Origin of the sequence: Eubacterium sp. 1001713B170207_170306_E7, from assembly GCF_015547515.1 — a bacterium.
In the GTDB taxonomy this organism is placed as follows: Bacteria; Bacillota; Clostridia; order Eubacteriales; family Eubacteriaceae; genus Eubacterium.
The window spans coordinates 76672-91166 of the sequence record NZ_JADMVE010000010.1 but is presented as its reverse complement, the minus strand read 5'-3'; the positions used below and the strand labels follow the sequence as shown (position 1 = coordinate 91166).

Genomic DNA, 14495 nt, shown 5'->3' with positions numbered 1-14495 from the left:
ATCTATTGGAGTTAAAATGAAAAAAATCCTACTCATCCAGGCCATTTCCATGGAGGGCATGGACATCGAACGGGTCTATCCCATCGGCATTGTAACACTGGCCTCCTGCATTGAAAAGGCCGGCAGATACAGCCTGGAAATCTTTGATATGAATATGTCCGCGGATCCCTACGGCGCACTGCGGGAAAAAATGCTCAGCTATCAGCCGGATATCATCGGTATTTCTCTGAGAAACGCAGACCCGCTGGGCAACCGTACCACCTCGCTCATCGTTCCCTTTGCCATTACCCTGTCCTTTATCCGGCGCTATCTGCCCGATGTCACTCTTTTGGCCGGGGGCACTGCCTTTTCCCTTTTCCCGGAACGCCTGATGCGGGAGTTTCCCGAGATTGATCTGGGCGTTGCCGGCGAAGCCGAGGAGATCATCATTCCCCTGTTAGACCATATCGACAACCCGCCAAAGCTGCCCGGACTGGTGTACCGTGAAAACGGGCAGGTAAAGCGGGTTCCGCCTGTGGGCAAATTTGATATGGGCAGCTATACCATGCCCAACCGTGGACTTCTGAACCCCCGGGAATACCTGAAGGTCAACAAATATGTGGAGAGCGTGGGGGTTGAAACCAAACGCGGCTGCTGCTATGACTGCGGCTACTGCTCCTATCCGCTGCTCTCCGGCTGCGGCATGCGCTGCCGTGAGCCAAAAAGCGTGGTGGATGAAATCGAGTTTCTGCACAAGGAATACGGCGTCAGCCGCATCCACCTCACCGATTCCATTGTCAACTTCCCGGTAAACCATCTGGACGATATCTGCAAGGAGCTGATCCGGCGCCGTCTGGAGATTCACTGGAGCGGTTTTTTCAGGGAAAACCTGCTGACGCCCGAAAACGCTCCGCTGTACCGGGATTCGGGCTGTGAATGCTTCTCTCTGTCGCCTGACGGGCTCAGCCAAACTGCTCTGGACATTCTGAACAAGCACCTGACTGTCGATGAGATTCTCCACACCGCCAGGGTTTTGTCAGACGTTGGCATTACCACGGTTTACCATTTCCTGGTCAACACGCCCGGTGATACCTGGAAAACAGTGGATGAGGGCAAGGCGCTCATTGACCAGATCTACGACATTCACGCTGCCTCCAGGACCATCGGCACCATTGTGCTCAACCTCATCCGCATTATGCCAGGGACCAAGGTTGAAAAGCTGGCGCTGGAGAATGACGTAATCACACCGGAAACCGATCTGCTTTTCCCCACCTACTATAATCCCGATCCCTTCAAAACGGTGCGGTATGATCTTGAAATCTACCATAACAAACGAAATATCTTTATGTGGCAGGAAGCCTAACAACAAAGACTGGAGCGATTAAATGAAACGAATCCTATTACTCGAACACCCCAGAACACCCGGCGAGGACCGTCAGAATGACATTGCCAACACCACCCTGTCCTCCTGCCTGAACAGCGGCTATCTGGCTGCCGTTCTGCTCGAAAATGGTTATCAGCCGGCCATTGTGGAGGGCTATATGGAAAACCTGAGCTACGGGGCCATTGAGGCCCGCATTGCTGCCCACAGGCCTGATGTGCTGGGAATTCACCTGGTTTATAACTGGGAGGACAACCACACCCTTTACGCTTTTATTGCCAGAATGAAAGCGAAATATCAGATCAGCCATGTGACCGTCTACGGCTACTATCCTACCTTTGCCTATGATGAAATCCTGAACCGTTGCCCGGAAATCGACACCTGCATGCTGGGAGAGAATGAAATCACCATTATCCGCCTCATGGAAAGCCTGCCAGAATACAAAGGCCTGAAGGGTCTGGCTTACAGGAGCGGGGATGGCTATGAGGCCAGCCGGGGTGAGCTCGTCCGTGATCTGGACAGCCTGCCCTTTCCGCTTCGCAAAGCGTCCTCCTATCCCGGAGGCGAGGTCAACATTCTGGGGAGCCGCGGCTGCTACGGGGGCTGCACCTTCTGTTACATTAACCCCTATTATGGCGCAGAGGAAATGCACTGCCCCAAATGGCGGGGCCGCTCTCCTGAAAACATCATTGCTGAGATTGATGCGATCATCGCTCAGACCGATTACCGCTATTTCTATTTTACTGATCCCAATTTTTACGGCCCCGGAAAGGCCGGAAAGGAGCGGGTGCTCAGGCTGGCCGCTCTCCTGAAAGAGCGCAATATCCGTTTCGGCATTGAGGCAAGGGCCAACGATATCGAGCCCGAAACCACCAAAGCTCTGGTGGAGGCCGGCCTGCAGAATATCCTCGTGGGCCTGGAATCTGGCAAGGACGCATCGCTGAAACGGCTGAACAAATACACCACCGTGGCGGACAACGAAAACGCCCTCCGCGTGCTGCGGCAGGCTGGTATTGAGCCCAGCGTTGGCTTCATTATGTTTGAGCCCGACTCCACCATCGACGACTTAAAAATCAACCTGGAATTTCTAAAACGCAACGCTCTTTTAGAAACCCTGGAAATCACCGTCAATGTTCTTTACCACCACCAGATTATTCTGGCGGGCAGCAGCTCCTATCACGACCTGCTGGCTGCGGGACGGCTGAATATTTCTGAGCATTCCACCTATGAGGCTAACACCGACTACCTCAACCCCAGCATTGCCACCATGGCAAAGATGATGCGGGATATTACCAACCATATTTTTGACTATATGCACGATACCTGGCAGAAAAGCGTGGCTGGGGATCCTGAGACGGTAGCGCGGTATCAGGCCATTAACCGGCTGCTGGTGGATGGCTTTGAGGACGCCTTAAGGCTTTTGGCGAATGGCGACATCACCGAAGACAGGCGTCTGGAATGGGTAGACTGTTTCAACGCCAAAATCGACAGGCTCACGGTATGAAAAAGCTCCGGAAATCTTTAAAGAGATTTCCGGAGCTTTCCAATTTCTACTTTTATACAGCATTTACTGTTCGAGCGCTTTCTCTATGAACGCCAGTGCTTCATCCAGCGAACGCACCACCGTGACCCCTTCGGCCTCCTGTGTACCCTGTCTGTCAAGAAGGACCGGCCGGATACCTGCCGCGCGGGCGCCCGCCACGTCCGACGTCATGGAATCGCCGATATGAACGACCTCATCATGGCTGCAACCGCTGATTTCCAGGGCCTTTTCAAAAAGCTCCTTGTGGGGTTTATAGGCCCGGGCCATGTCCCCGCTGACAATGCCAGCAGCCTCCAGCCCCTTGTCCCGCATACCCTCTCCCACATAACGGACACCGTTGTTGGTGATAACGTATATGGGTAGCGGACAGTTTTCAAAAAATGGTCTGGCGTCTTCAAAGGCCGGCGCATACATCCAAAAGCGCCGGCAGAGCTCGTGGGCTTCCTCCAGATTTTCCTCAAGGTGCAGCTCCTCAACACAGTCGGCCAGAAGCCTGTCCACGATCTCGTCCTCGGTTAAAAAAGCGTCGCCAAAGCTTTCGCTCTCATATTGCTTTAGCCTTCCCCACCAGTAATTCAACATGGCCTGCGGGCTTTCAATATCGCTGTTTTTATAGAGCCGCATGGTCATTTCCTCTACATCTTTTCCCGCTTCTTTCATGATCGTTCCCGTATAATCAATAAATACTGCCTTTAGCATAGAATCTCCTTTATAAAAAGTGAATTTTTCTTCCGGCCGCCACACATCTCAGGCGGTCAATATTCATTGACCATTATAGACCATTTTGACAAAATCAACAACATTGATATAGAAAATGGCGCGTCTTAAACCTGGTGCAGCCGCCCTCCACCACCTCAGGCACACAAAAGCATACAGACTTAAGAAAGCCCTGATATAATGTTTGAAACGCTTTCAAACGAGGTAAACCATGAAAAAAGAACAGATTATGCAAATGATACAGGCCGATGACGGCCTGAAGCTTTATATGACAACCGACGCACCAGAGCAGCCAAGGGCCGTAGTGATCATTACCCACGGTATGTGCGAGCATTCCGGCAGGTATGCCTTTGTCGCCGGAAAGCTTTTTGACTGTGGGCTCAAGGTCTACCGCTACGACCTGAGGGGGCACGGCAAATCCGAAGGGGAACGGGGCTTCTACAGTACCCCGGACGCGATTACCGAGGACCTTCGCCGTGTAGTGGACATCGCTGCGGCTGAAAATCCCGGTCTCCGGCTCTTCCTGCTGGGCTACAGCATGGGCGGCTTTGCCGTGGCTGATTTCTGCACAAAGTACCCCGACAGGGCAGACGGCGCCATTCTGTTTGACGCTGCCACCCGGGATAATCTGGGCGGCTTCAGCCGTGTCTCCCAGTCCCTTGACCCTCTGACCCGTTTTCCAAACAAGCTGGCAAAGCGGCTGACCTCAGACCCCGAAGTCACTGCGGCCTACAAAGCGGATCCTTTAAACGCCGCCTATTTCACAGCTGGCCTGAGCCAGCAGCTGTCTCTCGGTATCCAGCAGTTAACCGAAAATCCTGCGTTCCGTCTCCCGGTTTTGCTGCTGCACGGTGAAAAGGACACACTGGTTGATCCCAGCGATTCCACTGATTTTTTTGCGCAGATCGCATCCAAAGATAAACAGCTTAAAATCTACGGCAACACCCAGCACGAAATTTTTAACGAAGCCATCAAAGACCAGGTCATCGCAGATGTGACCCGCTGGATTGAAAAGCGTCTTTAAAGGCGCATTATAAAAAGAGCACAATTCCCTCATGTAAATGAGTGCATTGTGCCTTTCTTTTTTCTCTGCAGTTTTAAATCTTTGATTTTCAGGTTAGTATCGCTCTTTATATTATCATCCACTGATTAAAAGTCTTTTTATTTTCAAACTTTATATTTAGACATTATAATAATTTTACACTGATAGCAATATTATTAAAGAGGTTTTCCCTGAAAATTAGTTTTCTAAAATTAGATGAATGTTATAAATTGGAATATTATCCAAAAATTTCTCTGCCGCCGCTATTTTTTCCATAATAAAGTCTTTGTCTAAGCCAATATTCATCCATCTGGTTAAATCTGTGCGCGTACGTATCTCCGAATCCGTAAGCTTAAGAATATTGTTCTGTTTTGCTTCATAAAGACCCTTCCAAACATAATCGCTCATCAAAACAGCAGTTTGAACATCCGTGTAGCTACAATTTAATTCCAGTTCCTTAACAATCGTATAAATTTCAATCGATGAAGGCCGATCAATTTGCTCTATATCCCATGCATTTATATAACATTCTAATTCTATAGGATCCTGTAAAATTTCTCTGAACAAGAAACGAATCAGTAATAAATGAAATAACAAATAATCTCCTCGATAAGTATAATGTTTTGAAAGCACTTTTATACACTTTCGCATATGCGCGTTAATCAAGTACTGTGCAATACCATACTTTCCATTTTTAAAATAATAGTAGATCAATGAGTGATTAATTTCGGCCTCTTTACAGATTTGCCGTACCGAAGTTTTTTTAAACCCTTTTTCATAAAAAAGTCTACGTGATACTAAAATAATACGATCTTTTGTTTCTTTGCTTTTTTTATAAGTAATACGATCACATCCCCACTATCAATAGTAAACATCTTTTTTATTTATTATAACACATCAATCTAAAAATAAAACCCTCAAAGTTCAAAAATTATACAGTATAAAAAAACGTTGACATAATTAATTTTATACTGTATAATTTAATCCATCAAATACTTTTTATACTGTATAAAATATTACGCGCGGTATTTTTACAGAAAGAGAGAGGAAATTTATGAAAAAGCAATTGAATTTAAAACGTATTGTTCAATTCCTGTGTTTGAGCGGTGCCAGTATCATTTACTATGTTCCTTACATGATCGGTCTGTATTATGACACCTTCCAGGCTGCCACCGGTGCTACCGATATTCAGTTAGGTATTATCCAGAGTGCTTATACCACGATGACCATTGCCACATACTTTTTAGGAGGCCTGCTTGCTGACCGCATCTCCTCCAGGACATTGTTGTCTGCATCCTATCTCGCAACAGGACTTCTGGCTGTCTTTGTCGGATTCTTCCCTTCCTACACAATCATGGTTATCCTGTTCGGAGCTATGGGAATCACAACCACCTTGACCTTTTGGGCTGCGCTCATCAAAGCGACGCGTATTTTTGCAAAGGCCGGCGGTGAAGGTACTGCCCTCGCTTCCATGGAGGGTACACGCAATGTTCTCTCATCAGTTGTAAGCACTGTCGCCCTGATTCTCTTTGGCGTCTTTGCTGACAAAATCTTCGGTCTCCGTGTTGTTATTTATATTTTTGCCGGCATGAATGTCCTCATCGGCCTGTTGATCCATTTTATCTTTGACCGCGATACCGTCGAAAAACCCGAAGGGGAAGGCGTGGTTAAAATCCTTTTCTCTGCTTTAAAGGATCCTAATGTATGGCTTATGTCTTTCATTATTCTTGGTGTTTTTGCCACCAATGTCAATCTTCGTTATATTACACCTTACGCTACCAGCATGTTTGGGCTTTCTGCGCTTGGAGGGGCTATCCTTGGGAACTTCCGTGAATACATGCGCCCGGTTGGCTCTTACATTTCAGCCTTGGTTGGAGACCGGTTTGGGATTTCCAAATCTATCATCGTTATGACACTCCTTCTGGCTGCTTTCAATTTTGGTCTTCCCCTGCTTCCAACTGGCACAGCGAATGTCATTGGTATCTTTGTTGGCGGTGCGATGGGTTATATTTTAATCGGTGCTGTGAGAGGACTCTATTTTGCTACCCAGTCCGAAGCTAAAATGCCCTTGTTTATGGCCGGTACGGTCACTGGTATATTATCGACCATCGGCTTTCTACCCGATAGTTTTTTACCCATCATAAATGGAAACATTATTCAGAACAATGATCCCAGTGTCTGCTATGGCATAATCTTCAATATCTCCGGAGCCTTTGCCTTATTTGCCTGCGTCATTGCCATTATCTTCCATATCCGAAACAAAGAAAATATTAAAGAGCTTAAGGCCATCCGTCTGGCGCGTATTGCCGCTGAAAAAGAGGAAGCCTCCTCTAATATTAAACAGTAAAATTCTCAGTATAAAGGTGAAAGTGTAAACAAAAATGAAAAATTACGAAAAATATATTTCTAAATCAGCAATTGAAAAAATTCATGAAAAATCTCTGTATATTCTGGAAAATATTGGGATTCAGGTTGATCATGATAAAGCCTGCACCCTTCTAAAGCAGCACGGTGCCCATGTGGAGGGCCACCTTGTCAAGCTCAGCACAAAAATGGTTGATGCTGCGCTGGCTCTGGCAAAACCAACCTTTGATCTGTATTCCAGTACATTGGACAAGCCTCTCACCGTTGGAGGCGGCAGCTCACTGGTCGGACCAGCCTCCAGTAATATTTATATCAACGATGACGGCTATATCCGTAAAATGACAGATGAGGATGTTATTACACAATTTAAGCTCTCTGACACCAGCCCCATCACGGATTTTAACTCAATCAATTTCACAGTTGATCATACAAACCTTTCTGACAACCAGCTGAAATTCGGAAATATGGTAACGGCACTTAAATACAGCCATAAACCCGCATTTACCGCAAGACCAAACATGTTTAATGTGCCGGAAAATCAGATTCACTCAGAATACAAGCGCGGAATTAAAATTTTCAAGGCCTTTGAAGGTGTTGAAAACAGTGAAAAAATCGTACATATTGGCGCAATGAATACACTCAGCCCTCTTGCGCTTCATGGGGGACAGATTGACATGGCCTATGCCATCTGCGAAGCCGGTCAGGCTATCTGGCTGGCCCCCTGCGGCATGCCACTTATGACAGCCCCTGCCTCCATTGCTGGAATGATGGCAATGACCAACGCTGAGGTGCTTATGGGTTATGTTCTCTGCAAGCTTATCAATCCTGACTGCGCATTCATTTACGGCAACACCTCAGGCTCTACTGATATGCGGGCCGTTCAGCTGACAATTGGTACACCGGAAACAGCACTCGTCTGTTATGTGACTGCCGGTCTGGCGGATTATTACAATCTCCCCTTCCGTACTGGCGGGGGTCTCAGCGATGCAAAGGACTGTGATATTCAGGCAGGTATGGAAGCAATGATGATGATTGAAACCTCTGTTGACTGTGGCGCTGATTTTATTCATCACGGCTGCGGTACCATCGGTACCTTCAATGTCATCAGCTTTGAAAAATTCCTGATGGATGAGGAGGCCTACACCATAGCCCGACGGATGCAACGCGGTGTCAACTGCGAAGATAAGCTCTTTTTAATGAAAGATATTGAAAAAACAGGTCCCCGCGGCACCTTCCTTTCCGGAAGAACCCCTAAAACCTATCGGCAGGAATTCTTTATGTCAAAATATATGAATAAAGAAGATCCTAATCAATGGCAGAACGCCGGATCGAAATCTGTACGTTCTGTCCTAAAGGAAGCCGTCGAAGCCCGTATTGCAGCGTATACCGCGCCGGATATTTCAGGTGATCGCCTGAAAATTATAGAAGCTTACCTGCCAGAATCCTATAAAAATTCAATTTAATCTGACTTGCAGGGAAAATAAATATTTTCCCTGCATTTTGTGCTATTCTGAAAAGGGGAATAATATGGAATATTCAGTTACGTCGCTTATTACAGATATTGCTTTGGCATCGTTGTTAATCTTTACCGCCCAGATACTACGTGCAAAAATCAAAATAATACAGAATCTTTTTTTGCCTGCTCCATTAATCGCCGGCTTTCTTGGGCTTTTACTCGGTCCGGAGGGTCTGGCGGTGCTCCCTTTCAGCAGCGCCCTTTCCAGTTATCCCTATACACTGATCATTGTCCTTTTCGGTTCACTCTTTATCGGACGTCAATCTAACGGAAGTCTTAAAAAAACGATCACCAGTGTGGAGGATACCTTTCTGCTTAATATGGCCGCTGAAACCGGACAGTTTGGATTCGCACTTGTCATCGGCACTTCTGTTTTTGCACTGCTTTTCCCAGACCTTCATTCTGCCTTTGTCCTTATGATGCCTGCCGGATTTACAGGCGGACACGGCTACGCGGCTTCAATCGGGGGTACCCTTCAGGATATTGCAGGCTGGGAGGAGGCTGTTACCATCGGGCAGACCTTTGCTACCATCGGCCTCATTCTCGGCGTTTTAATCGGTATTGCCGCCATTAATTATGCTATTAAAAAAGGCTATACACAGTATATAACCAATATGTCCAGCCTTCCCGAAAGCATGCGCACAGGCTTTTTCAAGATTACTGAACAAAATGCACTCGGCAAAGAAACTACCTGCTCCATCTCCCTTGAAACCCTGACCTGGCATCTGGCATTAATTCTAATGGCCGCAGGAGGCGCATACCTTATTGACTACCTCTACGGTTTCCTCAATTTAAGCTTTTCTCTGCCCATGGTCTGCCTTTCCATGTTCTGCGGCGTTTTTATCAACTGGCTTTTAAATCTTCTCCGTCTTGATAAAAGCATTGACCGGAATACCATCAGCCGAGTTGGTTCCAGTATTACAGACTATCTAGTATTTTTTGGTATCGCTTCAATCCGAGTTTCTGTGGTAAGCGAATACCTTCTCCCCATTATGATCATGAGTCTTTTGGGCGTTGTCTACTGCCTTTTTTATGTTTTTGTTGTCTGTAAAAAACTATACACTGACAACTGGTTTGAACGGGGTATTTTTATTTTCGGCTGGAATATGGGTGTTGTTGCCATCGGCATCATCCTCCTGCGGATCGTTGATCCGGATATGAAAAGCGGAACCTTGGAGGATTACGGCTTTGCCTATGTGCTGATCTCAATTATTGAGCTGGCCATGATTACCTTTATCCCTGTCTTTACTGCATACCATCATGGATTTCTCACTGGCTGTATACTACTTATCTTTTTCGCTTTTCTTCTTATCAGCGCACAACGCATAAAAAAGCAAAAACAACACAATTTATATTAAGTAACATCCGGGATCAATACAGATATCTCCCCGCAGTAAAGAAGCGTCAGCCTGTGCATGGCCCGGGTGCAGGCAACGTAAAGCAGGCTTCTGTCATAATCGCCGCTGTAATGGCTTTTGTCTGCGTCAGGAATAAGAACCGCGTCAAATTCCAGGCCCTTGGACATTTGAATGGATGTGATGGAAATGCCGTCCTCAAAGCTTGTGCTCTCTGGCGTGATCAGATGGACGCTGTGTTTTTCTGACAGCAGGCCGTACAGCGTCTTGGCCTCACCGTTTGTTTTCAGAATAATCCCCAGCGATGTCCATTCGCTTTTCTCAAAGGTCCGGATTTCATCTTCGAGCTTCTCAAGCAGCGCCTGCCGGTTCTGGCAGCGGATGATCTCCGGAGGCTTCCCGTGGCGCTCAATGGGTTCCAGCGCGTTGTCCGGTTTTATTTTCCCGGCAAATTCTATAATCTCACAGGTGGAGCGGTAGCTTTTATTGAGGACCGCAAACTCAGCACCGCTGTAGAGTTTTTTCATATCCTCCAGGGTGTTTTGGTTGTTGGGGTTGACGCACTGCCCAAAATCGCCCAGAATGGTTTTAGGGCAGCGGTACAGCCCGTTGAGCACCGCATACTGAACCGGTGTGTAATCCTGCATTTCATCGACCACCAGGTGCTGGGTTCGTTTATCCTCCTTCAAGCCTTCAAAAGCGGCTTTAAAATACAAATACGGATAGACATCCGCCCACTCGAGGGTCTTTTTTTCAGGCATGACGAGCATGTGGGACAGCCCGGCCTGCTGATAAAAATCCTTGTAAAGGGAAAGGGTACTCTTCACCCTGAGCATCGCGCTGAGACTTTTCTGGATTTCGCCTGGCTTCGGAACAGCCTCACCCCGGATATTTTCTGTTTCAAAGCGCTCGTGGATTGTCTCTGCCATGCGCCTCAGGCGCTTTTTAAAGGGCTGCCCGCCGTCGGACTCAAACAGAGTATTTATCCACTCTGCCGCTGCCGTAAACCGGCCGCAGCGGTAATCCGCCGGTATAAATACGCGGTCAGACAGGCTGTTCAGATAGGCGTCCATCTGTGTCTTAAAGCCAAGGCTCGACTTTAGTCTGGCCCGCGCTGCCCAGTTTTCATCTCCGCTCTCCAATGGATCCCTGTCCCGTTCAAACCTGAGGCTTCCCTCCAGCTGTTCTTCGGCAATATCCTCAAAGCTTATTTCATAAACAGGCTGCTCGCCAAGCTCTGGCAAAACATTTGAAATGTAGTCCCCAAAGACCTTATTGGGCGATAGAATGGCGATGTTGTCCGCTGTCAGCTGCTCCTTGAAGCGGTACAGCAGAAAGGCGACCCGGTGCAGGGCAATGGAGGTCTTACCCGAGCCGGCCACCCCCTGGATAATCATGGTTCTGGCCTTTTCGTTCCGGATGATTTTATTCTGTTCCTTCTGGATCGTGGCGATAATGGATTTCATCTTTTTGTCTGAGGTATGGCTCAGCTCTCGCTGCAGCACATCATCCTGAATATTGACCGAGCTTTCCAGCGCGTACTCCATTTTTCCGTTTTTGATTTTAAACTGCCGCCTGCGGATTAGCTTACCCTCGATTCTGCCTGCGGGTGCTTCATAGCCTGCCGGCCCGATTTCACAGTCGTAAAACATACCCGCCACCGGCGCGCGCCAGTCACAGATCAGCAGCTCGTTGTCGTGGTTGAAGGAGGCCGGGCCGATGTAATATTTTTCGGCTTCCTCCTCATCCTCATATTGAAAATCAATGCGGGCAAAGTAGGGTGAGGCCTTCAGCCGCGCCAGCTTTTCCCGGATGCCTACCGCAAAGGCCCCTTTCTGGTCGAGCTGTTTTAAGGCCAGCTCATTCTGGAACATTTCGTGAGGGTCAATCTCACCACGGTTTTCGACCATGTAGCGCTTGGTTTCCATATAGTTTTCATCCGCCCGTCCCACATTGTGCTCCGCGGCTTTGAGAGCCGCGTCCAGGCAGCCGCTGACCTCTGCCAGATGGGTAATCTCCTCCGGAAAGGGCACAACGGTGTTTTTCCGCTCCTCACGGCGGTTTGCCTTATGCTTCATCGCTGCCCTCCCCCTGCAAAACAAAGCGCTGGGTAGGATAGCCGAATTCCACCAGCAGCTCGGCTTCGGCGAAGCCCAGCTCCACAATAACCTGCCGGTGTCCGGTGTCGGCTCTGTCGCCCTCCCGGTAGGTGGTGATGCTGATGTCCCTGTCCTTGAGCAGGCCGCCCAGCATTTTATCCAAAAATGCTCTGGGTATTCCCTGGCTCCGGTACAGGGGATGTGTCCCCATAAAGTCAATGCTCCCGGTCTCGCTGGAAAAAAGCATGGCCCCGATGGCTGTCTCGCCATCCTTCAGGATCAGCGCCTGCCGCTCCCGGATACGCCGTTTAAGCTCAGCGATGTATTCCTCCTCATACAGATGCGGAAAACCGTCAATGACTAGTCGGACCAGGGCCATCCAGCAGGGAATATCCGCCTCGGTGGCACAGGTGATCTGCCACGGTGTTTTTTCTGTGCTGTTCAGCATACTGCAGCTCCCTTCAAATTCAAACCTCAGCTGCAGGGGGTAAAACCTTTCGTTTTCCCGGTACTGGCTGGGGGATTGTTTGTACATGGCCGAAAAGGCAGCGGTAAAAGCCTGCTGGCTTTCATACCCTGCCCGCAGGGCAATGTCGAGTATGGGCCCCTCCGAAAACACCAGCAGCTTGGCGGCCTCAGTCAGCTGCCGCCGGTTTTGGTACTCGTGCAGGGTCAGCCCCACGGTTTTTGAAAAGACGCGGTGCAGATAGTATTTTGAATAATGGACTGCGCCGGCAATGGTGTCAAGATCCAGCTTTTCGGTTAAATGGGCCTCGATATAATCAATGGCTGCCTGTACCTTTTCGATGTTGTTCATTGCTCGCTCCTTTCTCAAAGCATTATACCCCATTATAGCGGAGGTGTTTTTATATTTCTTGCTCTTGCTTGCGCTTTTTGCCCAAAGTCCCTCCAAAAAATAAAAGCCCCGGCGGAAATTGCCGCCGGGGTTTTTGTCTGAAAATTTAAACCTTTATCGATCAGTCTTTATTTTTAATGTACTTGTTAATTAAAAGGTTGGCCGTGGACTGGCTGATGCCCATGCGCCTGGCCACTGCCCGGCTCGATTTATGCTTTGCGTAGAGCTTGATGACCGTCTGTTTTTTAAACGCCTCTAAATTATAGGTTTCCCCATCCGTTTCCTCCCGGTCCTCCTCCTGGTCCAGATACCGGAAAAACAGCTCCTCATTAATAATAATGCCGTCGGATAAAATGATCATGCGCTCCACTGCGTTTCTGAGCTGGCGCACATTGCCTGGCCAGTCGTAATGGTTAAAGCAGGAAAGTATTTTTTCATTGAACACCTTATTGGTGTTGTAGCGCTTGTTAAAATCGTTCAGGAAAGCCGTCGCCAGATAAAAAATATCTTCCTTTCTTTTCCGCAGCGGTGGCAGTACTACCTTTACGGTATTGAGCCGCCAGTAAAGATCCTCTCTGAACTTCTTTTCCCTGATGGCGTTCATCAAATTCTGGTTGGTCGCGGCGATGATCCGGATATTGACATACTCGGGCTTGTTGCTGCCCACCGGGAAAAATCGCTTATTTTCCAGGACGTCCAGAATTTTAACCTGCATGGCCGGGGACAGCTCCCCGATTTCATCGAGAAATATGGTGCCGCCGTCGGCGTTTTTCAGAAGGCCGATTTTCCCCTTGACATTGGCGCCGGTAAAGGCTCCCGGCATATAACCGAACAACTCGCTCTCCAGCAGCCCGTCCGGGATGGCGCCGCAGTTGATGGCCACAAAGGGCTTATGGTTCCTTGGGCTGCGCTCATGCACCATCTGGGCCAGGTAGCTCTTTCCAGTGCCACTCTCACCCAAAATCAGGATATTACAGTCAAACTTTGCGGCTTTTTCCAGATCTGCCAGGCACTGCGCAAACAGGCTGCTCTTTCCGATGATCTCTTGTGAAAAATCCAGATTGATAGACTCAATGGGATTTCTGAGATCACGGTAGCTTAAATCCACGGCGCGGATGTTATCCAGCGAGGTGGACACCATCAGCTCAAACTCGTCGTTGTCATTATAGACCGGAACATTGATACAGATCATGCTCCGGTTCGTTTTGTAGTAGATGTTTTCTGTCACGATCGCCCGGTGGGACTGCCTTGTGATCTCAAAGCTGTAAGGGTCCCAAAGGTTCTTTTTGGCCGCCCTGCTGTTTTTATTGATCAGCTCCTCGGGCGGCACCCCGTACAGCCGCATGGCCGCCGGATTGATGTAAATGATACGGCCGTTTTTGTCCAGAACGTAGATTTCTGAGAAGGCGTTTTCCAGAATTGTCAGCAATGTCTCGCGGGGTATGGCGTTTAAATAATCGATATACTCTTGTGAATGGGATGGCTTTGATATATCCAGCATGGCTTTGTACCAATTCCTTTGTTTATTTTTTCATCAGCGCTTTTCAGGCTTTACGCTTTCTATTATACCTTAGAGAGGGCAGCAGGAACAGCTTAAATGTTTTCCCATTCAAAAAGGCTGTCCGCAGATTGCGTGACAGCCT

The 14495-nt window shown here is 48.3% G+C and carries 11 protein-coding genes; 6 read left to right on the top strand and 5 right to left on the bottom strand.

Annotation, left to right across the window (positions count from 1 at the left end; all coding sequences use genetic code 11):
- Positions 1–16 precede the first annotated feature (16 nt).
- Both bzaD and I2B62_RS18870 read left to right on the top strand, forming a co-directional pair.
- On the top strand, positions 17–1342 hold the full coding sequence (bzaD, locus tag I2B62_RS18875; protein ID WP_195270580.1) for a B12 lower ligand biosynthesis radical SAM protein BzaD: 1326 nt from the start codon (positions 17–19) through the stop codon (positions 1340–1342).
- Between the two features lie 22 nt (positions 1343–1364).
- Positions 1365–2864, top strand: a complete 1500-nt coding sequence (locus tag I2B62_RS18870) for a radical SAM protein (RefSeq protein ID WP_195270579.1) — start codon at positions 1365–1367, stop codon at positions 2862–2864.
- Between the two features lie 63 nt (positions 2865–2927).
- Here I2B62_RS18870 and I2B62_RS18865 read toward each other — a convergent pair whose 3' ends face one another.
- A complete protein-coding gene (locus I2B62_RS18865) occupies positions 2928–3602 on the bottom strand; it encodes an HAD family hydrolase (RefSeq protein ID WP_195270578.1) in 675 nt (224 codons plus the stop codon).
- Between the two features lie 229 nt (positions 3603–3831).
- Here I2B62_RS18865 and I2B62_RS18860 point away from each other — a divergent pair, with 229 nt between their 5' ends.
- The gene (locus I2B62_RS18860) at positions 3832–4644 is read left to right on the top strand and encodes an alpha/beta hydrolase (protein ID WP_195270577.1); all 813 of its coding nucleotides are present in this window, start codon (positions 3832–3834) and stop codon (positions 4642–4644) included.
- Positions 4645–4860: 216 nt separating this feature from the next.
- Here I2B62_RS18860 and I2B62_RS18855 read toward each other — a convergent pair whose 3' ends face one another.
- Positions 4861–5259: a hypothetical protein gene (locus I2B62_RS18855; RefSeq protein ID WP_243259615.1), complete on the bottom strand. Its 399-nt coding sequence runs from the start codon at positions 5257–5259 to the stop codon at positions 4861–4863.
- A 457-nt stretch (positions 5260–5716) separates the two neighbouring features.
- On the opposite strand from I2B62_RS18855, the gene I2B62_RS18850 reads away from it, so the two are divergent.
- The 3 genes from I2B62_RS18850 to I2B62_RS18840 all read left to right on the top strand — a co-directional run bounded on the left by I2B62_RS18850 (position 5717) and on the right by I2B62_RS18840 (position 9900).
- The gene (locus I2B62_RS18850) at positions 5717–7009 is read left to right on the top strand and encodes an MFS transporter (RefSeq protein ID WP_195270576.1); all 1293 of its coding nucleotides are present in this window, start codon (positions 5717–5719) and stop codon (positions 7007–7009) included.
- A 34-nt stretch (positions 7010–7043) separates the two neighbouring features.
- Positions 7044–8489 (top strand): trimethylamine methyltransferase family protein, encoded by a 1446-nt coding sequence (locus I2B62_RS18845; RefSeq protein ID WP_195270575.1) that lies wholly within the window; start codon positions 7044–7046, stop codon positions 8487–8489.
- 64 nt (positions 8490–8553) lie between these two features.
- A complete protein-coding gene (locus I2B62_RS18840; RefSeq protein WP_195270574.1) occupies positions 8554–9900 on the top strand; it encodes a sodium/glutamate symporter in 1347 nt (448 codons plus the stop codon).
- On the opposite strand, the gene I2B62_RS18835 is transcribed toward I2B62_RS18840, so the two are convergent.
- The 3 genes from I2B62_RS18835 to I2B62_RS18825 form a co-directional block, all read right to left on the bottom strand.
- Entirely contained in the window at positions 9897–11975 is a 2079-nt protein-coding gene (locus tag I2B62_RS18835) for a 3'-5' exonuclease (protein WP_195270573.1), read from the bottom strand. The two genes, I2B62_RS18840 and I2B62_RS18835, sit on opposite strands and share 4 nt — an antisense overlap.
- Complete coding sequence (locus I2B62_RS18830) at positions 11965–12813, bottom strand: AraC family transcriptional regulator (protein ID WP_195270572.1); 849 nt, start codon at positions 12811–12813, stop codon at positions 11965–11967. The genes I2B62_RS18835 and I2B62_RS18830 overlap by 11 nt, the downstream gene beginning before the upstream one ends.
- A gap of 160 nt (positions 12814–12973) precedes the next feature.
- Positions 12974–14353, bottom strand: coding sequence for a sigma 54-interacting transcriptional regulator (locus I2B62_RS18825; RefSeq protein WP_195270571.1), 1380 nt, complete (start codon positions 14351–14353; stop codon positions 12974–12976).
- Between the last annotated feature and the right edge of the window lie 142 nt (positions 14354–14495).